The sequence below is a fragment of the Nonomuraea basaltis genome (assembly GCF_005893125.1).
GTDB classification, from domain to species: domain Bacteria; phylum Actinomycetota; class Actinomycetes; order Streptosporangiales; family Streptosporangiaceae; genus Nonomuraea; species Nonomuraea basaltis.
Genome location: NZ_VCJS01000127.1, coordinates 1 through 22,226 on the forward strand (window position 1 = coordinate 1; position 22,226 = coordinate 22,226).

Sequence of the window (22,226 nt, forward strand, 5' to 3'; positions counted from 1 at the left end):
CCGTACTTCGACCGGCTGGGAAGCGTGGCCGCGCAACGGGAGCTGCTCGACCGCGGCGTCACCAGCCGAATGATCTACGAACGGGACTTCGTGACCCGCGCCGGCGCGCTGAGGCAGATCGAGGAGATGGTCGAGGCCGGCCAGCAGGCACGGGTGCTGCCGAGTCTGCCGATGAAGCTGTACGTCGTGGACGACCGGCTCGCGCTGCTCCTGCCCGGCCACGAGCCCGACGGCGCGGTCACGGCGCTCGTCATCCACCCGTCGGGCCTGCTGGAGGCCCTGATCGGGCTCTTCGAGGGCCTGTGGCGGCGGGCCCTGCCGCTGGCCCCGTCCGCCCGGAGCCGGCCGGCGGACGACGCGCGGCTGATCGCCCTGCTGCTGTCCGGCCTCACGGACGACGCCATCGCCCGCCAGCTCGGCGTCAGCCACCGCACGGCCGAGCGGCGCATCGCCGAGCTGATGGCCCGCCTCGGCGCCCGTACCCGTTTCCAGGCGGGAGTCCTGGCCGCCCTCGTGTCTGACGATCATCGAAGCCGACAGCGGGACCAGCCGTCGACCTGAGCGCGGTCAATGAGACGCGCCTTCGCGCCGCCGAGGACGAGGCCGCCGCAGCGGTCGAGGACCGCTCGGCGCGCTCGCCGACCCCGCCACCGCCCTGGACGCCGCCGCCCCTCAACGCGGTTTTCCTGCCGGGTGGTCGTCCCGGCCGTGGCTTCGACGTGCATGAGCGGAAGTTCTTTGGTGATCTCGTGCGTGACGCCCTTGCCGTCCATCAGCAGAACCGATCCCGGCGACAGCCCGTGTTCCGGTCCGCCGGGGCATCCGGCGAGGAGGAGCACGCCGAGCGGCGTGTCCACGGGGGCGGCGTCGTCGAGGTGGCAGTCCCGGCGCAGGGCCGGGCCGGTCCTTCTCCATGGTTTGCCGGGCTCGCCGATCCACAGACGACCGGCGCTGGTGACGACGATGGCATCGCCCTGATACGCGGTGAGGTGGGGGACCGGAAGGGCGGCGACGTCGGCCGGCAACTGCCGCCCCATCTTCCAGGTACGGCCGTCGGCGGTCTCCCATATCGCGGAATGGGGGACTCCGTTCCGGTCGAGGACGATGAGCATGGCGAGCGCTCCCCTCCCTCGCGGCACGACGTCCGTCGCGTAGCCGTCGGAGATCGCATCGCCGAGATTTCCGCGTTCCCACGCGAGGCCGTCACGTGAGTACCACGATTCCGGTCTCCTTCCCTTTCCGCCGGATCCCACCATGAGGAAACCGTCCCGCACCGCGATCAGAAAAGCCGGGGAGAAGTTTCCGAGCTGGGGCGCGACCTCGGCGATCGGCATGTATTCCCAATGGCCCAGGTCGATGTCCTTGGCAGAGCCGCTGGTGGTGATCGTCGCGGCGAGGCCCAGGGGTGACATTTATTTTGTGCGGCAATGTCCGGACATTCTCGCCCGCCCACTTTCGAGCGGGGGGCGTGATACGCGATCGCGGGCTGCCGGCCGGAGGCCGGCCCACTGTCGGTCTATGACGAGCTGGCCGGCACCCGCCCTTTCACCGTCAACTCCCAGAAGAGGTCCCTTCCCAGATCAGGGACAGAACTTCTGATCATCCGTTAGCGGCTCTTCACGAAGCGGGATCTGACGTCCGGCGCGAGCCGCTCGGTCGCGTGCCGGACTGTAATACGAGGCAGTTCCGGCGCATGCCGGTCGAGAAAGCCCACCATCGCCCGCTCATCACGGCGGCCGATCTCCCGCAGCATCCACCCCGTCGCCTTGTGGATCAGCGGCTCCGGATCTCGGCGCAGGGCGAGGACGAGGGCGAAGGTCGGTTCGTACCGGTCCGCGCGGATGAGCGGCAGCATAGCGAGCACTGCGATCCGCCGTTCCCACAGCGAAGCGGAGCCGGCCAGTTCCTCCAGCACCTCCAGCGACGCCTCCAGCAGCCACGGGCCCAGCACGACTGGGGCCGAACCGTCCACCAGATCCCAGTTGTCCACGCAGTCGGTGCGTGCCAGATAGAAGTCGATCAGGGGCTTGCGATCGGCGGATGCAGTGGTGCGCACCTGTTCGGCGAGAACAAGAAGGCCGGCGAATCGCTCGTCGTGAACCCGGCTGTGCAGCAGGACGTCCACGTCGTCCAGGGACAGCTCCCGGTACTGCCGGGCCAATTTGCGAAGAACGGGAACGCGGACGCCGAGCAACTCGTCGCCGTCCGCCGGGCTCAGCAGGCGCACCTGCTGGGCACGGACGCCCGGCTCGGCAAGAACCCGCAACGTGGACCGTAACTGTTGGAGGGAGTGATCCGTCATGGTGCCGGACGCTAGCGCAGCGAAGACCGGTCCAGGGAACACAGGTGCCCGGGTAAAGGTGGTTACCTCGCTCCTGGGCCGCGCGTGGCTCGCCTCCAGCAGTGTCTCCAGCCCCCCGCCGCCTCAACCAGCAGCCTGCTCTCTACTGGTCGGCCTCGGTCACGGGCCACGGTCGTCACGCCGGGATCGGGATGAAAGTTGTGCGGGAGGTGATCTCCCGGCACCCCGGCCCCTGGAAGATCGCCTTCCAGGACCCGAACACGCCGGCCGTGGCGTTCTGGCGGCGCGTCGCCACCGAGATCGCCGGCGACGCGTGGACGGAGGAGCGCCGGCCCGTCCCGAAGCGGCCCGACGTTCCCCCGGACGTGTGGATCTCCTTCACCACCGCCTGACCAGGGATCAAGCATCGTGCCGCGTTCATCGGCACCTCGTACGACGGCACGCTTCCGCCTCAGCGGGCGTGTGGCTGCAGCACCTCGTCGATCTGCGCCAGCTGCGCCGCCTCCAGCGGCCCGTGCAGCAGCGCGCCGGCGTTCTGCTCGGCCTGGCCGACCGTCCTGATGCCGGGGATCGGCACCGTACGCCCGCTGCGGGCCAGCAGCCAGCCGAGGGCGCCCTGGGCGGGGGTACGGCCGTCGGAGGTCAGGATGTCGCGGATCGCGTCCAGCATGGCGAGGAACTCCGGGGCGGGCCGGCCGTCCTTGAAGAAGGTCATCCACTGCGGGGAATCGCCGCGTACGTCGTCCATCGGCAGCCGCGAGTCCGGGCCGTACTTGCCGGTGAGCAGCCCCATCGCCAGCGGCCCCCGATTGACGGAGGCGAGCTCGTGGGTGTCGCACACCGCCAGCATCGCCGGGGCGTCGTGCAGGACGTTGAGGTTGTGCTGCACCGCGGCACAGTGCGGCCCCTTCGCGAACGCGGCCGCCCGTTCGGGGTCGTCGGTGCTCCAGCCGTAGGCCCGGATCAGGCCCTCGTCGACGAGCTCCTCCAGCGTGGCGATCATCTCGTCCACCCGCTCTGGCGGTGCGTCCCCGACGTGCAGCTGGTAGAGGTCGATGTGATCGGTACCCAGCCGCTCCAGCGACGCCCGGCATGCCTGCCGGATGTATTCGGGCGAGACGTCCTGGCCGGTGAGGGTCCGCGTCGCCGTGTCGAAGGTGAGGCCGAACTTGGTCGCGATCACGACCTCGTCCCACCGTCCGGACAGGGCCCTCCCGAGCACCCGCTCGCTGTGTCCGGTGCCGTACACGTCGGCCGTGTCGAAGAAGGTGACCCCCAGGTCGAGCGCCCGATGCACGGCCGCCACCGACTCCTCGTCGTCCACCTGCCCCCATCCGGCCGGCTTGCCACGGGCCACGAAGGGTCCCCCGATCGCCCATGCCCCGAACCCGATCGCACTCACCTGCAGGCCGCTACGCCCCAAGGTCCGGAACGAATCATTCATCTCGTACTCTCCCTGACTTCGCGGAAACGACTCCAGGGAGACCCTGCCACCTGGAGTGGACTCCAGGTCAAGTACGTCGATCATCGGTTTCACTCACCCGTACTTCGACCGGCTGGGAAGCGTGGCCGCGCAACGGGAGCTGCTCGACCGCGGCGTCACCAGCCGAATGATCTACGAACGGGACTTCGTGACCCGCGCCGGCGCGCTGAGGCAGATCGAGGAGATGGTCGAGGCCGGCCAGCAGGCACGGGTGCTGCCCAGCCTGCCGATGAAGCTGTACGTCGTGGACGACCGGCTCGCGCTGCTCCTGCCCGGCCACGAGCCCGACGGCGCGGTCACAGCGCTCGTCATCCACCCGTCGGGCCTGCTGGAGGCCCTGGTCGGGCTCTTCGAGGGCCTGTGGCGGCGGGCCCTGCCGCTGGCCCCGTCCGCCCGGAGCCGGCCCGCGGACGACGCGCCGCGGTCAATGAGGTGGGGCCAAAGCGGGTTCGGCCGTCGGTCCGGCGATGGTTTCAGTCCCGTCGTCCCAGCGCCAGCGCGCGTGCCGCCCGCTCAGGTGCACGCCGCCGATCCAGCGGTCGAGGCCGTTGAGGGTGACGTGGTCCGCCTCGCCCGCGAGAACCCGTGCCCCGGTGCCGGTCAGGCGCAGGCGGGTGGCGCGGTCAACCGGATGGCCCGTTGGCTCGGCGTCAAGCAGCGGGACGGGTGCGTGCGCCATCCGGTCCATCATCGCGAAGCACCAGGTGTCTCCGAGGTACGGGCGCGTTTCCCGCGCTGTCGCGCGGACGAACGCGGTCCCGGCGTCGGGCGCGCCGTCGGCGACGGCTGCGAGCACACGTCGTTCGGTCAGCGACAGCCCGTCGCGGGTGGCCGGGTACTCCCGGCTGAGCCGGTCGAACGCCTCGCCGAGGAACCGCAGCTCAGGTGAGCGGGTCGCGGCGATGGCGCCAAGGCCGCCGGGCGTCGGCGCCCGGAAGGCGGTCCAGGCGCGGGTGGCGAGTTGCAGTGCGGCTGGGGTCAGTCGAGCACACGCCTTCGACGCGGGCAGTTCGCGCAGCTGTTCAGCGGTCAACTGGCCGAGGCCGCCGAAGCGGGCGATGCCCGGGTGTTCGCCGATGCAGATCAGGGTGATGCGCTGTGCGGGCACACCGACGTCGGCGAGGCGGGCGAGGATCTGGATGATCTGCAATTGGTCGTACAGATCCGCCTCGAACCACAGCACGTACTCGCCGTCTCGGTTGGCTTCCAGGATGCGGTCACGCTCCGCGAACATCGTCGTGGCCTCGCCGTGGTCGTCCGCATTCGCCTGGATGAGGAAGGCGGCTCTGATCCGGCGAAGCTCCTCGGGCCCTACCGCGGGCACCGGGCCTTCGTGCAGGGAGTCGCGCCAGAACAGGACGTGCCGGGCGATCCCGGTTCCAGGCAGGTCCGTGGCGTCGCCGTTGCTGACATGCAGCGCCGCGGCCATCCAGTCGTCGGCGGGGCCGGAGGCCGCCGTGTCCGGCTGGCCGGTGAGGAGTCGGCTGCGGGCGGTCGCGTATGACTCGCCGGTCTTGGCCATGCGGGCGCGCACGCGCCGTTTGAAGTCGGCCTGCTTGGTCATGGTCATCTCCCGCGGCCCATCCACGGATCCCCCAGCGACCGGTGCGGCGGACGCGCGATCGACACCGAGACTCCCGCCGAGAGGTGGACCTCCCTTTGCCTCCGTGGGTGACCCGGCTGGGGCGGGTTGCCGAAGGTTGGGCGCAGACGGACGCCGACCGTCAGGATATCCCACCTTGACGGACCCCTCGATGTGGATGGGGACCATCCCAGGCAAGGTGTCAGACGCCCTTCCGGTCGGCATGCCCGTTCAGGCCGCTCGACGTCAACGTCATGAAGGCTGAGCGATGCCAGACCAGGGGCCGGTGCGGGAAATCGTCCCGGAACCCCAGCACGCGCAGGACGATGATCTCGTGATCGCCGGCGTCGTGCGCGGCCTCGATCGAGCATTCCAGCCAGGTCGCCGCACCGTGCAGGAAAACCGACCCGGAACCGGACACCAGAGTGTCGATTCCATCAAGTCGGGTGTCCCTCTCCCGGGACGCGAGTTGGCGGGCCTTCTCCGTATGGCCCTCGCCGAGCACGGACACGCCGATGGCCGGGGCCTTCGCGAGCAGAGGCCAGGTCGTCGACGACCGCTGGACCGAGCAGAGCACGAGCGGGGGATCCTGGGACACCCCCACGCTGAACGACGAGACCACGAGAACGGCCGGGTCGCCGTCCACGACGGCTGCGAGCGCCGCGACGCCGGAAGGAAATCCCGAGAACACCCTGCGGAGAGCGTGGACATCGTCGACGTAGGGCTTGATCACGTGCGCTCCCTCCCGCCGATACCGCGAAGGACGACCGCTCGCCACGAGTCCAGCCAGGATTCCAGAGACCCGTCGGTCCCGTAGGTGCTGTCGATCAGGTACAGGGACGGAGCCGGGCAGATCGCACCGAGTTCGACGAGAAGCGGTTTGAGGTGCGTCTCCGGTGCCATCGCATGCGTGGGCGCCGCACCGAGCATCACAGGAATCCCGACGACGCCGGCGAGCCCGCTCTGGCCGGGGAACCGCTCGAGGAAGAGCTTGAGCAGGCCCGTGTAGGTCGCCTTGAACGTGGGAGAGGCCACGATGAGCACGTCGGCCTTGGCCACCGTGCCGACCGCCGCCTGCACCTCCGCGTTCGTCCAGTCCAGCAGGGCCGCGCCGAACTCCGAGAGCTCGATGACACTTATCTCGTCTCCCAGCCCCCGTGCCAGCCTCTCCGCCGCGTCCCTCGTACGGGAAGCCGGCTTCGGATTGCCGACCAGGGCCACGATCCGGTCTTCACTCATTCGGTCACCTCGTATCTCTTGAACTGGAAGTACTCCCGGCCGCGCGCCTCGTCCTGGTTCATCTGGGCGATGAGGTCGTCGACGGTCTCGAATTTGATCTGGGGACGGATGAGCCACTCGACCGAGACCTCGGCCCGGCAACCGTAGATGTCCTCGTCGAAGTCGAGGATGTACGCCTCGATCGTCCGCGTCGTGGCGTTGAACGTGGCGTTCGACCCGATCGAGACGAGCGCCGCAAGCGGCTCGGCCGAAGGCCGGGCGTCGTCCGGGCCGGCGTGCTCGAGGATCGTCAACCGTCCCGCGTAGACCCCGTCCCCCGGAAGCCGGGCGGCCGGGTCGAAGCCGATGTTCGCCGTGGGGAAGCCCAGCTTCTTCCCCCTCCCCTCGCCTTGGACGACGGGGCCGGTGGCATAGCCAAGGAAGCCGCCGGGGTTCGATTCCAGCAAATCAGCGCCCTTTCTCCCCAGATGCCCGGGCTCTGATGAGCCCACCTCAGGTCCGAGCAGCGCGGCCGCCACGACGCACAGCGCCGCGGACCCGGCGAGCGCCGCAAGAGCCGTACCTTCGGAGGCGGCGGCGAGGAGCGCAGCGGTCGCGGCACTGCCGAGGACCCCGCCCGCCTGTTTGACCGCGTTGTAGGCACCCGCGGCAGCACCCATGAGCCTGTCCGGTATCACCGTCAGCGCGGCGACCGAGAGCGGTGCCCAGATGAAGGCGTTGGCGAAGCCGAACAGCACGAAAACGCCGGAGAGACTCCACTCGTTCGCTTTCGTCAGCACGAGCACGGCGGCGGCCGCCATGGAAACGGTCAGGGATACCGAGCCGACGATCGCGGTGAAACGGCTCCCCCGCGAGTTCACCGAGCGGCCCGCGAACGGTGCGGCGAGCGCCGCGACGACGCCCATCGGGACGAGCGTGAGGGCCGCCTCCATGGGATCCAGTCCCCGGTCCTCCTGGAGATAGATCATGACGGGGATCATGGCCGCGCCGACGGTGAAGGACGCCGCGGCGCTGCCGAGCGCGGCCATCACGAATGCGCGGCCGCGGAAGAGCACGACCGGCAGCAACGCGATGTCCGGCCTGCTGCGCTGGGCGTACACCACGCCACCGACGAGCACCGCGCCGACGCACAGGAGGAGCCAAGCCGGCAGGAGCCCCAGCACGACACCGCTCGGCGAGGCCGCGCCCTCGTGTATTCCCGCGACTATGGCGAACGCCCCAGCGCCGCTGATCAGCACGGACGTGAGCGGTATCGAGACGGGCAGGCGGGTGGAACGCGCAATCCAGCGCCAGGCCGCAATCCAGGCCGCGATCCCGATGGGCACGTTCACCAGGAATATCGACTGCCAGCCCCACGTCCCCACCAGGACGCCGCCCAGGAGCGGCCCGCTCACCGCGGCCGTTCCCCCTACCGACGCCCAGATTCCCAGCGCCGTCGCGAGTGCCGGAAAGCTGAAGATCCTTCGTATGATCGTCATGCTCTGCGGCGTCATGAGCGCCGCTCCCAGCCCTTGCACGACGCGCCACAGGATGAGGATCCCGGTGGTCGGGGAAAGCGCGCACAACAGCGAGGCGGCCGTGAAGAGTCCCAGCCCGAGAAGGTAGACCCCGCGCGCGCCGAACCGGTCGCCGAGCCGGCCTGCGACCAGGAGCGGGATGGCATAGGCGAAGAGGTAGGCGCTGTTGACCCAGATCGCGGTCTGCTCGCCGGTCCCGAGATCCTTCATGAGCGCCGGCAGCGCCACCGAGATGATCGTGCTGTCCACGAGCAGCAGGAAGAACCCGATGCAGAGGGCGGCGAGGGCCAGCCAGTCGCGGCGAATCGGCGCCTGGCCCGGCACCGCCTGGCGGATGGTGTGCTCGGTGGGTCCCGAGCGGGCGGACCGGCTCATGGGGCGAGGTTCTCGCGGAGCGTGCGGCCGGCGTACCGGGGAGCGAGTGCGCCACGGCGACGGAGCTCCGGGACGAGCAGTTCGGCGATGTCGTTGAGCCCCGAAGGCATGCCCAGCGGGCTGGACAACATGTAGCCGCCGCGGGAGCCGGTCGCGGCGAAGTTCTCCTCCAGCGCGTCGGCGACCGCGCCCGGGGTTCCGATGAGCGTGTGGTCGATACCCGTGGCGCTCTTCCAGCCGTGCTCGAAGAACTCTGCCCGGCCCATGCGGTAGCCGTCGCCGTACTCCCCGGCCAGCCGGGACACGAGCCCGGCCTGGGTGGCCTGCGCGGCGTGGAGCTTGTCGCGGAGGTCGCCGAGCAGGAATTTCGCCGGGAGCTTGGACAGGTCATAGCCCATGTTGTGGGAAAGGTACGCGCCGACCGCCTCCTCGTCCCAGAAGTCCAGCACTTCCGCACGCCGCGTGCGGGCCTCGTCCTCCGTTCGCGCGACGATCACCTGCGTCGCCCAGAGAATGCCGACGCTCTCCGGCTTGCGCCCTTCGGCGACCAGCGCCTCGTCGAGCATCCGCCGGTGCCGCTGCTGGCCACCGAGGTTCCCGCCGAAACCGAAGACCACTTCGGCGAACCGGGCCGACGCCGCGATACCGCGGGGCGAGTTTCCTGCCTGCACCAGTACCGGGCTGATCTGCGGACTCGGTACGGCCGGCAGCGGTCCCTTGACGGTGAAGAACCGGCCGCGGTGATGGATCGGTGAGACCTTCGCTGGATCGGCGAACCGGCCGGAGTCCCGGTCGCGGACGATCGCATCCGGCGCGACCGAATCCCACAAGGCTTGACAGACGTCGACGAACTCCTCCATGCGCGCGTAGCGCAGGTCATGCTCGAGAAGCTCGTCGTAGCCATAGTTGGCGGCGTCGGCGCTCCGGGTGGAGGTGACGACGTTGAACGCGATACGGCCACCCGTCACGTGGTCGAGCGAGTTCAGCAGGCGCGCCACGTAGAAGGGGTGCATGAACGTCGACGAGTAGGTCAGGCCGAAGCCGATCGACGAGGTGACCGTGGACATGGCCGCGATGACCGGGGCCATGTCGTGTCTCGGCCACTGGATTCCCCATTCCACGGCCGGTTCGATCGAGCCGCCCCAGGTGTCCGGGATGCCACTGCCGTCCCCGAAGAAAAGCATGTCGACGCCGGCGCGCTCCGCGGTTTGCGCCAGTTCCATGAACATGCGCACGTCGGGGAAGTCACGCCCCACCCATGAACCCGCGCGCGCCCAGCGGCCCTCGGTGTGGGTGAAGGACAGGTCGAAGGCGATGTGCATTCCGCTCATCGGAGGATCGCCGCCTCTCGTACCTTCCACAGCGCGGCGATTTCGGCCGCTGTGGACAGCACGGCCACGTTGAGCGCGAGCTGCTCGAGGGAGTTCTTCTGGAGGCGCGTGTCATAGGCCGCCACCGCGTCGACCGGAACGACGACCGGCCAGCCGAGCTGGAAGGCATCCGTGGCGGTGGCGGTGACACAGCATTCGGTCGTCAGGCCGGCGACCGCGACCCAGTCGATCCCCTCGGCCCGCAGACGGGCCTCGAGATCGGTGCCGATGAAGCCGCTGTAGTGGCGCTTGGCCACGCGCGGCTCCCCTTCGGCCGGCGAGACCCGGAACCACTCGGCGCCGCGAGTGCCGATGACGCAGGGTTCGCCGGGATCGGGTGGCGCATCGAGGTCACCGCCGCGGAACCATGCGCTGGACCGCCACGGGTTCTCCGGGTCACTCGCCAGTTCGATCCACAGGACAGGCACTCCCGCCGCCCGGGCGGCTTCGACGAGTCGCGACGTTTCCGTGATGGCGCCCTCGACGAGTGCGAAAGCCTGCTCGTCCAGGCCGTAGGAGGTCAGGAATGCGGGATCGCCGAAGGAACGCTGCACGTCGACGACGAGCAGCGCCGCCCGGCGGCCGGGCGAGGACAGAAAGGACAGTTGCTGTGGGCGGAGGCTTTCCATCAGGCGGATGCCTCGTCCATCGCCCGCAGGGCGGGAAGCACGGTCTCGCCGAAGAGCAGCATGTCTTCGTCATACTCGGGGAAGATCAGCATCAGCCCGTCGAGCTCGCCCTCACGCACGACCGTCGCGATGTGCTCGATGATGGTTTCGGTGGATCCGCTCACGTACGGGGTTTGGAACGCCGCCTCACCGGTGGCGCCCTTCGCCCAGGCACGCGCCTGCTGCTCCGCTATGCCCCAGGACGAGCGCATGGCGGCCAGTGCTTCGCGGTCCACGCCCTTGCCCCACCGGCGGACCTTTTCCTCGGCGGCGGCGTCCGTCTCGTCCTGGACCACGGTGAGCATCGAGTACGTCTTGACCGTGCGGCCCAGCTTCGCGGCCTTGTCATGGACGTCCCGGGAAAGGGCCCGCATTTCCTCGAGGCTGTCGGCCCCGAGGAAGGCTCCGTCCGCATAGGCGGCCTGAAACTCCCGCGCGTCCGCCGAACGACCGGCGCTGATAAGGGTCGGTCGGGTTTCGGGATGAGGGCGGGATTCACAGTCGTTCAGAGTGAAGAAGTCGCTCTTCATGGTGACCGCGTGCTCCGACCACAGCCGCGTCACCGCCTGCGTCCACTCAGCGGTCATCCGGTAACGATCGGCGTGGGTGAGGTCGGCGTCCCAGAGGCCGAACTGCTGGAATTCCCCCGCATAAGCCCCGTTGACGATGTTCATCCCGGCGCGGCCCTGGGAAATTTGCTGCAGGATGGTGAACATCTTGGCCGCGATCGCGGGGTGATGGATGTTCGCGTGCATGGTCGCCCAAATTTTCACGCGCTCAGTCGCCTCGGCCAGGGCCGACATCATCGTCATCGACTCCAGGCTTTCGCCCCAGTGGTCGGTGGTGCCGCCGAAGCCGCGCCATTTCGCCATGGACATGATGAAATCCAGGCCGATGGCTTCGGCATGCAGCGCCGCACGCTTGTTGTACGCGTACGTGGCTTCGGGATGCGGCGCGGTGGTGGAGAGCATCCACCCTCCGCTGCCTATGGGGAGGAAGATTCCATATTCTTTCTGGGACACGATGCCGCCTTCCGGTATGCGCGTTGTCGTCAGGTAGCCGGCCAGGCGAGCTGACCCGACTGGTAGAGGGCCGTGAGGTACGAGGAGTCGAAGAAGGACTTCGCGTCCGCGGCGCTCGTCTTCTTCACCATTGAATACTTGGCCAGCAACTCGGCCAGTGCGGTGACGTTGTCCATGTCGACGAGGCCGAGCGGGGTGCCCGGCGATTTGGTCTGCTGCACCAGCGCGACCTCGGTCTGCCAGATCTTCAGGTTCTGCGCCTTGTCGTATCCTCCGTCAGACAGGTCGGCGGCGTACCCGACGCATTCCTCGCCCTTGGTGGAGCAGTAGTCGTAGGCGTGCAGGCCGGCCCGCAGGAAATCCTCGACGGCGGTCCGGTGCTTGGCGGCGAAGTCCGGGTTGGCCGCCAAGCCGCCGAGCGAGCCGGGAACGTGGTAGTCGTAGGGCCGCCAAACCTTCACCTGCTGGCCGGCGGCCGCGAGCAGGTTCGGCTCGTTGGAGATGAATCCCGTCAGGGACTTGACCTGGCCACGAGGCAGGATGGACGGGTCGTAGCCGACGACGACCTGCTTGATGGAGGGGACGTCCGCGCCCGCCTGGGTCAGCATGGCGCTGATCCCCACCGGCAGGCTGCCCTTCTGCCCCAGGGTGGTGCCGTTGAGCTGCTTGAGATCGGTGATGGCCGGCATCGTCATCAGCACCTCGAGGCCGGCATTCGAATAGGCGGAGATGCCGACGATGCCGACCCCGTTGTCGCGGGCCTGGATCACGTCCTGCTCGCTCACCGGGCTGACGGTGACCTGCCCGCTGGCCAGGAGCTTGGTGTTCTGACCGGTGTTGCCGGTCCCGGGCTTGATGTCGACGTCGAGGCACAGGGCGTCGAAATAGCCCAGCTTCTCCGCGGCCAGGTACTCCAGGATGGACGCCGAAGCCTGGTAGTAGTAGCCCGTCAAGTAGGTGATCTTGCCGGCCGCCTTGTTCTGGGCGCAGCGTGCGGCGGAAATGGCCGGCGTGGCGTGGGCGCTGCTTGTGGTTCCGTCCGGCGCGCCATCGGCGGTGTTTTTGTCGCCGGAGCACCCGGTGAGCCCGGAAGCGGCGACAACGGCAGTGGCGGCGGCCACAAGGGCACGCGGCAGGCGTTTCTCCATGAATTACTCCTCGCATGTGCCAAGCGCGCAGCGCATGACAGATATTGGTGAGGTTTGTCGCCCGGGCACGTGGCGCCGGGAAGATGCGGAGCAGACGTCGACGAGGCCGCTCGGTCGCGGCCCGGGGGACCTTAGTCGGCCGCGCCCTGGGTGCTCTCGTGCCAGTGCAGGGCCCTGCGTTCGGCGATCGTGACGACGAGGAGCAGTACCGACCCCATGAGGGCCAGGATCGCGATCGACGCGTACACGACGGGAAGCCGGTTCATGGTCGAGGCCACGCTGATCGCGGTGCCGAGCCCTTCCGCCGCGCCGGGGGCAGAAAGCTCGGCGACCACGGCACCCACGATGGACAGGGGGAAGACGATGCGCAGCGCGGCGAACAGGTACGGCAGCGAGCTCGGCACCCGGACGCGCCACAACATTTCCAGCCGCGACGCGTTGAGCGTGCGATAGACCTGCACGACCGAGAGTGGCACGGCCCGCAGCCCGACCGAGGTGTTGATGAGGATCGGGAAGAAGCAGATCAGGCCGGTGACGATCAGTTTGGGCTCGGGCCCGAAACCGAAGGCCACCACGAGAACCGGCGCGATGGCGACCAGGGGTGTCACGTTGAGGACGACCGCGACCGGCATGATCGCCCGTCGCGCCCACGGAAGCTCGCTGACCACGACCGCCAGGACGAACGCCGCGGCGAACCCCAGGGCGAGCCCCAGGAGCGCCTCCTGGAGTGTGACCCAGGCGTTGCCGAGGTAGTAGTCCGGCTCCTCGGCCAGCGCCTCTCCGACCGAGGAAAGTTTCGGCAGGAGATAGGGCATTGAGCGGGCGCCCCATTCCCACAAGGCGCCGAGCACACACAACATGACGGCGAGCGGGAGCCAGATCTTCGGACGTACAAAACCGATCCGCGATCTCGGATGGCTCAGGCTGTAGCGAGACGGTCCGGCAGCGGGCTCCGCGACGGGGCGCTCGTCTTCCGGCAAGGTCGCGACGACATCGTCGAGGGAAGTCACGTCGGTATTCCTCCCGTCACGCGACGTGCGTGTGCCAGGCGGCACGCAGCTTGTCTCGAATCAGATCCTCGAATCGGTGGAACTCGGGCGTCTTGAGCAGGTCACGCCCTCGTGGCCTGGGCAGATCGACGGTGACGACGTCGGTGATGCGGCCGGGCTTCGGCGCCATGACGACGATCATGTCGGAGAGCCGGACCGCTTCGCTGACCGAGTGGGTCACGAAGACGACGGTCGTCTTCAGCTCGTCCCAAAGATCGAGCAGCTGTTCCTGCAGGCTCTCGCGGGTGAACTCGTCGAGCGCCGAGAAGGGCTCATCCATCAGGAGAACGTCGGGCCGCAGGCCGAAAGCCCGGACAATGGCAGTCCGTTGCTGCATGCCACCCGAGAGCTGGCCCGGCAGCTTGTGTGAGGCTTCGGCGAGGCCCGCCTTGCTCAGAAGCTCTGTCATATCGGGGCACGTCGGAGTGGCGCGATGCGTCGCCTGGCCGATGGCCGACCGCCGCCGGTCGGCAGCCCGGTTGACCTTGTGGGGGAGCGTGACGTTCTTCAGCACCGACAGCCATGGCAGGAGGGCCGGTGTCTGGGGCACGAGCCCCACCATTTTCGCCGCGCAGGCTTCTTCCGGGCTGACCCCGTAGATGCTGACCTCACCGCGGTCGGCCGGCTCCAGCCCGGCGACCAAGCGGAGAAGCGTGGATTTCCCGCAGCCGCTGGGGCCGATGATGCTGACGAACCGGCCGGGCTCGATGGACAGGCCGACGTCGTCGAGCGCCACCATCGCCGAAGCTCCGAAACCGTAGACCCGGCGGGCGCCGCGCACCTCGATCGCTGCCGCGCTCATGCGACGACCTGGCACTCGGGACGGCAAAAAGGCATACCAGGAACCATGACGCTCTCCCAACCACTGACACCACTTCGAACGCCGGAGAGCGTGCGGCGCGAGTTCGTATCTGCACCGCGGAAATCCGAGTAGCTAGGACGCTAAGGAGACCATATTGCGTAGCTTCGACACTTCTGTTGCCAGGGTGTTACGGCTCCGCGGAGGTCATCACTCGACCAGCGGCACAATCTCCCCGTCTCCCTGGAACAGAAGCACTTCGACGCCCAGGTCGCGGGCGGCGGTGGCCACCCAGCCCGAGAAGGCCTGGGACACTGCTTCGCTCACGCACAGGATGGCTCGACTGCCAGGCAGGATCGAGCGGCTGAGCCACACGAGCTTGAACATGTCCGCCATGACCTTGTTGCGGTGATGCGACTTGTACGTCCCCTGATTGGCGACGAGCTGTACCAGGAAGCGGTTGTCCGCGTCGACACCCTCGACCTCCACCCGGCTCCCGTCCGGCAGCAGGAGCGTCCGCGGACGAAGCTGGACGGCAAACCTCGCGCTGAGGCACTCCAGCATCCGCCGTTCCGTCGAATCGGGACGGATTCGGTGCCAGACCTGGGGATCTTCTTCTTCGGCCAGGGTCACCCCGGAAGTGTAACCAGGCCTCGCAGAGCCGTGTGACGAAGACCGCGCACCTTCGGTGAGACCCGCCGCCGGGTCAAGGTCATCGGCCGCTTCCCCGGTGAGACCTCATGCGTCTCAACGCTCCGTCATCACCCGAAAGTGTGTGACAGAACCGAACGATTCAGAGTTCCTTCTTCGCGGCGGCCAGGACGCGTGCGGCTTCGCGTACCGCGGCGAGGTTCTTCTTGCCCTGCCGTGACCCGGCCAGCTTGGCCTTGATGTGGTCCCGGACCGTGATCGGTTCGTAGGCCAGCCCGGAGGCGTCATGGTGACTGGCCAGCGTCTCGATGACAGCGTCGGGATTGCCGTCGTGGAAGAAGGCGGCTGAGCGGCGGCGCTTGATCGTGCCGTCCACGATGGAGGGCTTGACGCGGTGCAGGGTCGACATCCATCGGTCGTTGGTGAGCCGGGCCGTGAGGTCGCCGAGGTTGACCAGCAGGGCGCCGTCGGCCGGCGCGACATCGTGCCAGCGTTCGTCCCGGCCGAGGACCTGGAGGCCTGCGACCTGGTCGGCCCACAGGACGGTGACGATCCCGAAGTCGGTGTGCTGCCCCATCCCGATGAGGTCGCCGTCGAGGGTGATCGTTCCTTCCGGCAGGGCGTAGTTGTTCATGCGCAGCACGTCGATGGAGTGGTCGGTGAGCCGGGCGAAGAACTCGGGATCCAGGCGGAGGGCGTCGGCGAAGACCCGGGTAAGCGTGCGTGCGACCCGGCCGGCGTGGTCGAAGTAGGCCTGGACGGCCTCGGTGAAGCCGGCGGTCTCGGGCCACACGTTGATCCCGTAGTCCTCCTCGGACAGGTCCGGCGAGGTGAAGGAGCGAGCCTCCACGCCGACGTTGAAGGCCTCGAAGAAGTCGTTCATGCGGCTGGCCGACTCGACGCCGAGGCTCAGGCTCAGGGACTCGCTCTTGGGCGGGCTGTAGCCGCGGTTGGCGCCCGTGACGCAGTAGGTCCTCTTTGCCTCAAGGGGCAGGGCGAAGAAGGCGTCCATCGCCGAGGCCAGGCCGGCGATCGCCGAGTCCGGGATCGCGTGGCCCAGGATCTGGATGAAGCCCACGCTGGAGCAGGCATCGTCGATCTCCTGTGCGACCCTGCGGCGTTCCGCCTCCGGCCCTCCCTTCACGTAGGGGGATATGTCGACCGCCGGGACGGTGAAGTTCTCAGGCGCTCGTGAGGACATGGGAATCCTTTCGGCCGGCCTCGGAGGTGAGTGCGAGGCGCTGGAACATGGTTGGCATGAAGCCGTGGAGTGGCCCGGCGCCGCGTGCCCAGGAACATCATCTCGATGCGGGCGGCGAAGTCGATCATGCCCGGGCTTCCCGCACGACGGCCGTCCCCGCCCGGAGCGCGGCGACGGGATCAGCCGCCTCGTCCAGCTCGATGAGCACGATGTCGGCGCCGGGCGTGCGGGACATCGCGTCGGCCCACGCTCGCCAGTCCACGATGCCCGTGCCCAGTTCGGTCATGTAGGGCTGCTGCTGAGCGAAGACCGTTTCGTCGATGGTGAGTTCGACGTCGATGGGCTTGACCGCGTCCTTCCAGTGCGCCAGCGCGATGCGCTGGGCGTGGCGGCGCGCGACGGCGACGGGGTCGCCTCCCCCGAGCGCGATGTGGCAGGAGTCGGGGCACAGCCACACGTAGCGGGGATCGGTCAACGCCATGAACAGGTCGATGTCCCTCTCGTACCAGAGGGTGCTGTTGGACTCCGTGTGGAAGGCGAGCTTGACGCCGTGCTGAGCGACGGCCTCGCCGACCACGTGGGCGATGTCGGCCATCCGGGTCATGTACGCGGCGTCGACGAAGAAGGGCGGGCGCGTCCCGAACGTCGTCCGCATGGGCAGTCCGGCGACGAGGAGTTCCGCGCCCACGTCGGCGAGGAAGGCAGCGTGTCGCTCGGCATCGGCGACGATCGCGGGCAGGTTCTCGCTGTGCCGCCAGTCGGGTGATGCGCTCGCGGCGATGAAGGCGCTCACGACGGACAGGCCTCGGGCCTGGAGTTCGCGGCGGAACGACGGTGCGTCGCCGAAGGCCCGCAGGGCCGAGTCGATGTCGCCGGGCGCGAAGGTCAGCTCGATGCCGCTGACCCCGGCCTCGGCCACCGCGTCCAGCACTCGCTCCCAGAAACGGTCAGGGTTTTTGACGGCCCAGTCGCGGAAGGCGTCGGCGGAGTCGAGTCCCCAGAATTTCGGGTGATAGAAGGTGATGATGTCGGTGGCGAAGCGAGGTTCGGTAGTGTCGTCCGGCGTCATTCGGCACCTCCGCGGGCGTTGTAGACGGTGATGCCGCCGGCGTCGACGGCCTTGCGGTAGTTGCGGAACACGGCGAGCGCCTCGTCTCGCAGCACGTCCCGGGTGACCTGGATGCCGCGTGCTTCGAACTGCCCGGCCCAGTCCGCGCCGAGCGGGCCCTCGTCGAACGTGGTGATCTCCTCCAGTTCCGGGCCCTCGCCGGCGACCACGAGGCCGCGTATCCCGGACCACATGGCCGCGCCGTAACACTGAATGCACGGACGCCAGTTCACGACCAGTTCGTGTGCGGGCAACCCGTCGCCGCCGAGATCCCAGCCGCCGGCCGCCTTCTGGGCGAGTCCGAGCGCGACGACCTCGGCGTGCGCGCTGGAGATGCCGGAGGCGAGCACGACGTTCACGCCGACCGAGACGATCCGGCCGGAGTCCCGCTCGGCGACGAGTGCGGCGAACGGGCCGCCGTTGCCCTGGCGCCAGTTGCGGTCGGCGAGGCGGTGCACGAGGCGCATCCGGTCGTGGCGGTCGGGGATCAGGGCGGGCACGGTGGCCAGTTCGTCGTCGATCCACGCGGGCAGCGCCACGCGGTATTCCTTGGCGATGTCGATCACGATCGTGCTTCCTCTCGGTGCGCGGCGGGCGCCGCGTGTCGTTCGGTGACGGCGCGGGCGGCCCGTACGGCGGTCACCGCGCCGGTCAGGGTGACATTGGCGGCCATCGCGGTGGGGATCACACCGTTGCCGGCGAGGTACAGGTTGTCGAAGCCCCACACCCGGCCGTCAGGGTCGCACACGCTGGTGCCGTCGTCGGCCAGGCCGGACCGGACGGTGCCGGTCTGGTGCAGCGACGAGCCGGGCGGCAGCAGCGCACGCTCGGTCGCGGGATCGAACGAGCCGAACTCCTCGGCGATCGACCGGACTTCGTCGAGCGCGCGGCCGATCATCGTGCGGTCGGCGTCGGAGTAGCCGAACTCGACGGTGATCCGCGGCATTCCGGCGAGGTCGGTCTGGGCTTCCGAGAACACGAGCCGGTTCTCGGGGCGTGACTCGACGGGGGCGTACAGCGACAGGCCCACGGAGTGCGCGAGGGGGTTGCCGTCTTCGTCCACGTACGTGCGGTTCATGATCTGGCCGTGGAACGGCTGTGCCGCTCCGTTCTGGGGCAGCCAGAGCGAGTCCGTGCAGAACTCGCCGGGACGCGGCAGGGGCAGGGCGTCGAGGCCGATGCCGAACCGGTCGAGGTCGAGGAGCACCCGGGCGGTGATGAACGCGTGCTCGTTGAGGTAGCGGCCCAGCGCCGCCGGCCGGATGCCCGAGGCGAACAGCAACTGCGGGGTGCGCAACGCGTCGGCGCACACCACCACGGCGTCCGCCAGGAGTTCCCACTCGGCTCCGTCGGCGATGCGGCGCAGCCGGGCCCCGGCGACCCGGCCGTCGGAGACGAGGAGCGTCGTGGCCAGCGTGCCGATCATCAGGGTGAATCCCGGGTCCCCGCCTGTCGCGATCGCGGGAAAGATCTTCCCTGGGGCCGTGCGCGGCATGGGACCCGATGCCGTCGCGGTGACGGCCATGGGCATCGGCTGCGGTCGCCGATCGCCCGGTCCGACGCCGTCGAAGCGCCGGCGCAGGACGTCGAGCACCATCCGGCCGACCTCGGTCGGGCCGATCGCGGACGGCGTGACCGCGAGCAACCGGCGGGCGGTGTCCAGGTCCTCCGCCCAGCGGTCCGGGTCGCCGGCGTCGAACACCTCGTCTCCGGCGGGCCACGGCGTCGCGGCGGTCCAGTGCACGCCCATGCCGCCCGCGTTCCACGCGAGCGCGGTCGCCGGCATCGCCTCGGCGTCCTCGCCCAAGGCGAGCGCGTGGACCATGCCGGGCGTCAGGTCGCTGAGGCTGCCGGCGACCTCGCGCACCACTTCGGCGCCCGTGTACATGCCCTGGATGCCGGTGGCGACCTGTTCGTTGTAGCGCGACCAGAGGACCGGGTCGTCGAGGTCGTGCAAGTGCAGGCCGGGGGCCTCGCCGATCGCGTTGCCGCCGTCGACCATCGTGATGTCCAGCGCCGGATCGGCCTCTCGCAGCAGCCGGGCCACGACAGATCCCATGATGCCACTGCCCACGATGAGGACATCGGTGCGGGAGGTGTCGGTCACAGTGAGACTCCATGTCTTGTGCCACGGGTGCTGATGGGCAGGCGCGGATGCTCGGTGCCCGATCATGCGCGCGGGGTGAGTGGGCCGAACAGTTCGGTGTCCATACGGTCGAGGGCCAGCTTGACGGCGCCGATGAGCGCGGCGTCGCGGCCCAGGCCGGTGGCACGCAACTCGACCGCGGGGGTGCGAGCGTCGCGCAACGCCGCGCGCACCCGGGGCAGCAGCACATCGGCGGCGTCCTCCAGGCCGCCGCCGAGCACGATGAGCGACGGCGCGATGGTCCACGACAAGGTGGTGAGGATCGACGCGATGTTGTCCACGAATTCGCCGACCTCCGCGAGCGCGGTCGTGTCACCGGCCCGGGCCGCGGCGAAGCGGCCGAGCGCGATGCTCCGTTCGGCCGGTTCCGGTGAGGTCAGCCAGGCCACCGGGCGGTTCTCGATCGCGCCGGTCGGTATCGACCGCGCTTCGACGATCTCACCCGCGGCGCCGTCCAGGCCGCGGTGCACGGCTCCGCGGATGAGGATGCCGAGGCCCGTCCGGTTCCCGAGGATCGCCCATACGACGTCGTCGTGGTCTCCGGCCACGCCCCGCCAGCGCTCCGCGAGCGCACCGAGGTTGGTGTCGTTGTCCGCGAACCAGGGCACCCGGATCCGTCGCTTGAGTTCTCCGGGCAGGTGCACGCCTTCCCAATGCGTCGTGTGCACCAGACGCCGTACGACGCCGTGGTCGTCGATCGCGCCACCGCTGGCGACCGCACCGGCGCGCAGCCGGTCCGTCGACCCGCCCGCGTCGTCGAGCGCCTCCAGCACCAGCGCCGCCGCGTCGTCGAGCGTGACCTGCGGATCCTGGTAGGCGCGCAGCAGCCGGTGCGCCCGGCCGAGGATGCGGCCGCGCACATCGGCGATGACCGCGGACACGTCCGAGGTGGTGATGCAGACGGCCGCCAGCAACGCGTGTTCGGCCCGTAGCTCGTAGCGGCGGGCGGGGCGCCCGGCGTTGCCACTGGTCGGCACGCGGTCCAGCTCGGTCACCCAGCCCGCCTCCACGAGCGAGTCCAGGATGAGCTCGATGGTGCGGCGGGACAGGCCGGTCCGCTCGGCGAGTGCGGCCAGCGTCATCGGCCCGGCCGACACGGCGAGTGCCCGGAGGGCGACCGAGGTGTTGACGCGCCGGACGGCGCTCTGGTTCATCCCGGGCATCAGCACCTCTCCGCCGCCTGGGTCATCGCCCGTGTCACGGGGTCGAACACGCCCGTGGTGTCGGCCGTGAGCGCCGCTCCGGGCCGGCCGTATTCGCGCGCCGGATCGCCGAGCGTGCCGGTCGCCCGCGCCCAGGCCGGCTCCTGGCCGTGCACGAACCCGGCCAGATCGGCATGCATCAGCGTGGCCAGTTCGGCGGGCGGGTTCGGTCCGAGCGCCTGGGGGACGCCGGGTGCGTCGAGCACATCGAAGAAGAACGGGATGTCGACGCAGTGCGCGGCGCCGCCGAGCACGGGGGAGGGCCATTCGAAGGAGTACAGCCAGGTGCCGGCGGGGGCTTGGCGGCGGGCGGCCGCCGTGCGCGCGCAGGCGGAGCGGAACAGGGTGTCCGTCACGCGGGTGCCCGCCATGCGCGCGGCGCCTCGGGCCTCCGGCGCGAGGCCGCCGTCGAACTCGTCGCCCGTCGCGCCGAGCAGCACAGGGACGTCGTGCCCCTGGACGGTGAGCCCGTCGGCGATGGGCACCGGCAGGATGTCGTCGCCGACGCACGGTACGAGCACGAGCCTGTCGTCGCCGCCTCGCTCGGTCCGCAGGTCGATGACAGCCTGCTGGATCTGCTCGACGGTGCGGCTGCCGAATCCGGTGCGTGTCGGGGGCACGCCGAGCCTGTGCCCGAGCCGTTCGAGGAGGTCGCGTGCGGCGTGCGTGCCCACGTCGAGGATGGCGCCGGACAGGCTGACCGCGCGGTGGAAGCGGCCGCCGCCCGCGGGTGAGGAGACGAGTGCGAGCACCGCCGCGCCCCCGGCCGACTGGCCGGCGACGGTGACCCGGTCCGGATCGCCGCCGAAAGCGGCGATGTTCTCCTGTACCCAGTCCAGGGCGAGCAGCAGGTCGCGCAGCCCGAGGTTCGGGAGGACGCCGTCCAGCGGGGCGAATCCGTCGACGCCCAGCCGGTAGCCGACGGTGACGCAGACGACATCGTCGCGGGCGAAGGCGCGGCCGTCGTACCACGGGCTGGCGGGGCTCCCGGCCAGGTAACCGCCGCCGTGGATCCACACCAGGACGGGGAAGGGCATGCGGTCGTCGTCCGCGTCCGGGGTGACGATGCCGAGGTTCAGCACGTCGTCGCCCGGTATCGAGGGCTCCGGTATGGTCGTCGTGGCGTACAGCGGCACGCGCTGCGAGGTGGCGCCGTGCCGGGAGGCGTCGAACGGCTCCGGGAGCCGGCCACGTCGGACCGGCGGGGCGAACCGCCTGGCGCCGGTGGGTGCTTCGGCGTAGGGGATGCCGAGGAAGCGCCGCCCCCGGCCGGTGCGACGGCCGATGATCGTGCCCGCAGGAGCATGAACGGTGACCGGCTCGCCGGGGGTGTCGAGTGAGTCCATCCGATCATCCAACACCGG

The 22,226-nt window shown here is 69.5% G+C and carries 23 protein-coding genes; 2 read left to right on the forward strand and 21 right to left on the reverse strand.

All coding sequences use genetic code 11. The annotated features are described in order from the left end of the window. A partial coding sequence (locus EJK15_RS42205; protein ID WP_138716090.1) for a helix-turn-helix transcriptional regulator occupies positions 1-561 on the forward strand: 561 nt, incomplete at its 5' end. On the opposite strand, the gene EJK15_RS42210 is transcribed toward EJK15_RS42205, so the two are convergent. Together EJK15_RS42210 and EJK15_RS42215 are read right to left on the reverse strand one after the other, a co-directional pair. Then, a complete protein-coding gene (locus EJK15_RS42210; RefSeq protein WP_138716091.1) occupies positions 525-1,412 on the reverse strand; it encodes a hypothetical protein in 888 nt (295 codons plus the stop codon). The genes EJK15_RS42205 and EJK15_RS42210 overlap by 37 nt on opposite strands. A 194-nt stretch (positions 1,413-1,606) precedes the next feature. Then, positions 1,607-2,302, reverse strand: a complete 696-nt coding sequence (locus tag EJK15_RS42215) for a DNA alkylation repair protein (protein WP_138716092.1) — start codon at positions 2,300-2,302, stop codon at positions 1,607-1,609. A 191-nt stretch (positions 2,303-2,493) separates the two neighbouring features. Here EJK15_RS42215 and EJK15_RS42220 point away from each other — a divergent pair, with 191 nt between their 5' ends. Beyond that, complete coding sequence (locus tag EJK15_RS42220) at positions 2,494-2,694, forward strand: hypothetical protein (RefSeq protein ID WP_206061439.1); 201 nt, start codon at positions 2,494-2,496, stop codon at positions 2,692-2,694. Between the two features lie 59 nt (positions 2,695-2,753). Here the strand turns inward: EJK15_RS42220 and EJK15_RS42225 are convergent, their stop codons facing one another. The 19 genes from EJK15_RS42225 to EJK15_RS42315 all read right to left on the reverse strand — a co-directional run bounded on the left by EJK15_RS42225 (position 2,754) and on the right by EJK15_RS42315 (position 22,208). Continuing rightward, positions 2,754-3,746: an aldo/keto reductase gene (locus tag EJK15_RS42225; protein ID WP_138716093.1), complete on the reverse strand. Its 993-nt coding sequence runs from the start codon at positions 3,744-3,746 to the stop codon at positions 2,754-2,756. A gap of 67 nt (positions 3,747-3,813) precedes the next feature. Then, positions 3,814-4,101 (reverse strand): hypothetical protein, encoded by a 288-nt coding sequence (locus tag EJK15_RS42230; RefSeq protein WP_138716094.1) that lies wholly within the window; start codon positions 4,099-4,101, stop codon positions 3,814-3,816. A gap of 108 nt (positions 4,102-4,209) precedes the next feature. Beyond that, positions 4,210-5,349, reverse strand: coding sequence for a DUF1835 domain-containing protein (locus EJK15_RS42235; RefSeq protein ID WP_240777566.1), 1,140 nt, complete (start codon positions 5,347-5,349; stop codon positions 4,210-4,212). Positions 5,350-5,569: 220 nt separating this feature from the next. After that, on the reverse strand, positions 5,570-6,100 hold the full coding sequence (locus EJK15_RS42240; protein WP_138716095.1) for a flavin reductase family protein: 531 nt from the start codon (positions 6,098-6,100) through the stop codon (positions 5,570-5,572). Continuing rightward, positions 6,097-6,606: an NADPH-dependent FMN reductase gene (locus EJK15_RS42245; protein ID WP_138716096.1), complete on the reverse strand. Its 510-nt coding sequence runs from the start codon at positions 6,604-6,606 to the stop codon at positions 6,097-6,099. Before EJK15_RS42245 ends, EJK15_RS42240 begins: the two co-directional genes overlap by 4 nt. Next, complete coding sequence (locus EJK15_RS42250; RefSeq protein WP_138716097.1) at positions 6,603-8,498, reverse strand: MDR family MFS transporter; 1,896 nt, start codon at positions 8,496-8,498, stop codon at positions 6,603-6,605. Before EJK15_RS42250 ends, EJK15_RS42245 begins: the two co-directional genes overlap by 4 nt. Beyond that, on the reverse strand, positions 8,495-9,829 hold the full coding sequence (locus EJK15_RS42255; protein WP_138716098.1) for an NtaA/DmoA family FMN-dependent monooxygenase: 1,335 nt from the start codon (positions 9,827-9,829) through the stop codon (positions 8,495-8,497). Before EJK15_RS42255 ends, EJK15_RS42250 begins: the two co-directional genes overlap by 4 nt. Beyond that, complete coding sequence (locus EJK15_RS42260; RefSeq protein ID WP_138716099.1) at positions 9,826-10,497, reverse strand: cysteine hydrolase family protein; 672 nt, start codon at positions 10,495-10,497, stop codon at positions 9,826-9,828. Before EJK15_RS42260 ends, EJK15_RS42255 begins: the two co-directional genes overlap by 4 nt. Then, on the reverse strand, positions 10,497-11,558 hold the full coding sequence (locus tag EJK15_RS42265; RefSeq protein WP_138716100.1) for an LLM class flavin-dependent oxidoreductase: 1,062 nt from the start codon (positions 11,556-11,558) through the stop codon (positions 10,497-10,499). The genes EJK15_RS42260 and EJK15_RS42265 overlap by 1 nt, the downstream gene beginning before the upstream one ends. 29 nt (positions 11,559-11,587) lie before the next feature. After that, complete coding sequence (locus EJK15_RS42270) at positions 11,588-12,706, reverse strand: ABC transporter substrate-binding protein (protein WP_138716101.1); 1,119 nt, start codon at positions 12,704-12,706, stop codon at positions 11,588-11,590. Between the two features lie 131 nt (positions 12,707-12,837). Beyond that, entirely contained in the window at positions 12,838-13,716 is an 879-nt protein-coding gene (locus tag EJK15_RS42275; RefSeq protein WP_240777567.1) for an ABC transporter permease, read from the reverse strand. A gap of 16 nt (positions 13,717-13,732) precedes the next feature. Beyond that, on the reverse strand, positions 13,733-14,557 hold the full coding sequence (locus EJK15_RS42280) for an ABC transporter ATP-binding protein (RefSeq protein WP_138716102.1): 825 nt from the start codon (positions 14,555-14,557) through the stop codon (positions 13,733-13,735). A 207-nt stretch (positions 14,558-14,764) separates the two neighbouring features. Next, positions 14,765-15,187: a hypothetical protein gene (locus tag EJK15_RS42285; protein ID WP_138716103.1), complete on the reverse strand. Its 423-nt coding sequence runs from the start codon at positions 15,185-15,187 to the stop codon at positions 14,765-14,767. Between the two features lie 160 nt (positions 15,188-15,347). Then, the gene (locus tag EJK15_RS42290) at positions 15,348-16,406 is read right to left on the reverse strand and encodes an isopenicillin N synthase family dioxygenase (protein WP_138716104.1); all 1,059 of its coding nucleotides are present in this window, start codon (positions 16,404-16,406) and stop codon (positions 15,348-15,350) included. A gap of 124 nt (positions 16,407-16,530) precedes the next feature. Further along, positions 16,531-17,475: a sugar phosphate isomerase/epimerase family protein gene (locus EJK15_RS42295; RefSeq protein ID WP_138716105.1), complete on the reverse strand. Its 945-nt coding sequence runs from the start codon at positions 17,473-17,475 to the stop codon at positions 16,531-16,533. Further along, the gene (locus EJK15_RS42300) at positions 17,472-18,080 is read right to left on the reverse strand and encodes a tRNA-specific adenosine deaminase (protein WP_138716106.1); all 609 of its coding nucleotides are present in this window, start codon (positions 18,078-18,080) and stop codon (positions 17,472-17,474) included. Before EJK15_RS42300 ends, EJK15_RS42295 begins: the two co-directional genes overlap by 4 nt. Beyond that, positions 18,077-19,621 (reverse strand): GMC oxidoreductase, encoded by a 1,545-nt coding sequence (locus EJK15_RS42305; RefSeq protein ID WP_138716107.1) that lies wholly within the window; start codon positions 19,619-19,621, stop codon positions 18,077-18,079. Before EJK15_RS42305 ends, EJK15_RS42300 begins: the two co-directional genes overlap by 4 nt. A 62-nt stretch (positions 19,622-19,683) precedes the next feature. Beyond that, a complete protein-coding gene (locus EJK15_RS42310; protein WP_171074856.1) occupies positions 19,684-20,814 on the reverse strand; it encodes an ROK family transcriptional regulator in 1,131 nt (376 codons plus the stop codon). An 8-nt stretch (positions 20,815-20,822) separates the two neighbouring features. Beyond that, a complete protein-coding gene (locus tag EJK15_RS42315; protein WP_138716109.1) occupies positions 20,823-22,208 on the reverse strand; it encodes a carboxylesterase family protein in 1,386 nt (461 codons plus the stop codon). Positions 22,209-22,226 lie beyond the last annotated feature (18 nt).

Coding starts and splice junctions, on each gene's coding strand:
- EJK15_RS42210 (WP_138716091.1), bottom strand. CDS start 1,412: ATGTCACCCCTGGGCCTCGCCGCGACGATCACCACCAGCGGCTCTGCC.
- EJK15_RS42215 (WP_138716092.1), bottom strand. CDS start 2,302: ATGACGGATCACTCCCTCCAACAGTTACGGTCCACGTTGCGGGTTCTT.
- EJK15_RS42220 (WP_206061439.1), top strand. CDS start 2,494: ATGAAAGTTGTGCGGGAGGTGATCTCCCGGCACCCCGGCCCCTGGAAG.
- EJK15_RS42225 (WP_138716093.1), bottom strand. CDS start 3,746: ATGAATGATTCGTTCCGGACCTTGGGGCGTAGCGGCCTGCAGGTGAGT.
- EJK15_RS42235 (WP_240777566.1), bottom strand. CDS start 5,349: ATGACCAAGCAGGCCGACTTCAAACGGCGCGTGCGCGCCCGCATGGCC.
- EJK15_RS42245 (WP_138716096.1), bottom strand. CDS start 6,606: ATGAGTGAAGACCGGATCGTGGCCCTGGTCGGCAATCCGAAGCCGGCT.
- EJK15_RS42250 (WP_138716097.1), bottom strand. CDS start 8,498: ATGAGCCGGTCCGCCCGCTCGGGACCCACCGAGCACACCATCCGCCAG.
- EJK15_RS42255 (WP_138716098.1), bottom strand. CDS start 9,829: ATGAGCGGAATGCACATCGCCTTCGACCTGTCCTTCACCCACACCGAG.
- EJK15_RS42260 (WP_138716099.1), bottom strand. CDS start 10,497: ATGGAAAGCCTCCGCCCACAGCAACTGTCCTTTCTGTCCTCGCCCGGC.
- EJK15_RS42270 (WP_138716101.1), bottom strand. CDS start 12,706: ATGGAGAAACGCCTGCCGCGTGCCCTTGTGGCCGCCGCCACTGCCGTT.
- EJK15_RS42280 (WP_138716102.1), bottom strand. CDS start 14,557: ATGAGCGCGGCAGCGATCGAGGTGCGCGGCGCCCGCCGGGTCTACGGT.
- EJK15_RS42290 (WP_138716104.1), bottom strand. CDS start 16,406: ATGTCCTCACGAGCGCCTGAGAACTTCACCGTCCCGGCGGTCGACATA.
- EJK15_RS42295 (WP_138716105.1), bottom strand. CDS start 17,475: ATGACGCCGGACGACACTACCGAACCTCGCTTCGCCACCGACATCATC.
- EJK15_RS42310 (WP_171074856.1), bottom strand. CDS start 20,814: ATGAACCAGAGCGCCGTCCGGCGCGTCAACACCTCGGTCGCCCTCCGG.
- EJK15_RS42315 (WP_138716109.1), bottom strand. CDS start 22,208: ATGGACTCACTCGACACCCCCGGCGAGCCGGTCACCGTTCATGCTCCT.